Source organism: Vibrio sp. 9-16B-A1 (assembly GCF_056726165.1).
Genome location: NZ_JBSDZD010000038.1, coordinates 1 through 953, shown reverse-complemented (window position 1 = coordinate 953; position 953 = coordinate 1). Strand labels below are relative to the sequence as shown.

Here is a 953-nt window from a genome sequence, read left to right as displayed (position 1 = left end):
AGGACGCTTGCCACTTTGTGGTTCATGACTGGGGTGAAGTCGTAACAAGGTAGCCCTAGGGGAACCTGGGGCTGGATCACCTCCTTAATACGAATGATTATTGCGATGAGTGTTCACACAGATTGATGGTTTATACAGTTTAAGAGACAGAAGATATCCCAATATCTTCAACTTAGTGTCCCGTTCGTCTAGAGGCCTAGGACACCGCCCTTTCACGGCGGTAACAGGGGTTCGACTCCCCTACGGGATACCATTGGGTCGTTAGCTCAGTTGGTAGAGCAGTTGACTTTTAATCAATTGGTCGCAGGTTCGAATCCTGCACGACCCACCATTTCTCCTTTGAGAAATGAATCTCAAGATGGGGCTATAGCTCAGCTGGGAGAGCGCCTGCCTTGCACGCAGGAGGTCAGCAGTTCGATCCTGCTTAGCTCCACCATTCTTGACGTCTTCCACAAGACGAAAAACTTATCGTGGGCGATTAGCTCAGTTGGGAGAGCACCTGCCTTACAAGCAGGGGGTCACTGGTTCGAGCCCGGTATCGCCCACCATCTTTAAGCACATTTGCTAAGTGTTCTTAAAAATGGTTTCGATAAGAAACTCATGCTCTTTAACAATTTGGAAAGCTGACGAATAACAACAATCCCCTTATCTTTTAGATAAGCGTTGTTATTCAATTAAAAGTTCTCAAATCCTAGATGATTTAATCATTTAGGTACCAACACACATTCAAGTGTTCTTGGAATTTGAGTCCGGCAAAATCGAAGTGTTGCTTCGCTCATTCAAATAATGAAGCAACAATAAACCTTGGTTGTTTGCCATACGAAAGACCTCTTGGGGTTGTATGGTTAAGTGACTAAGCGTACACGGTGGATGCCTTGGCAGTCAGAGGCGATGAAAGACGTAGTAACTTGCGATAAGCCCAGATTAGGTAGTAACAACCATTTGAGTCTGGG

Annotated in this window: 4 tRNA genes and 2 rRNA genes; all 6 read left to right on the top strand. The window is 45.6% G+C overall.

Annotated features, from left to right (window positions below):
• Positions 1 to 87 (top strand): 16S ribosomal RNA (locus ACVB80_RS24310); the annotation flags it as partial.
• Positions 88 to 177: 90 nt separating this feature from the next.
• Positions 178 to 253: transfer RNA gene (locus tag ACVB80_RS24305), tRNA-Glu, on the top strand.
• Between the two features lie 2 nt (positions 254 to 255).
• A tRNA-Lys gene (locus ACVB80_RS24300) sits at positions 256 to 331 on the top strand.
• A gap of 29 nt (positions 332 to 360) precedes the next feature.
• Positions 361 to 436, top strand: a tRNA-Ala gene (locus ACVB80_RS24295).
• A gap of 36 nt (positions 437 to 472) precedes the next feature.
• Positions 473 to 548: transfer RNA gene (locus ACVB80_RS24290), tRNA-Val, on the top strand.
• 295 nt (positions 549 to 843) lie between these two features.
• Positions 844 to 953 (top strand): 23S ribosomal RNA (locus tag ACVB80_RS24285); the annotation flags it as partial.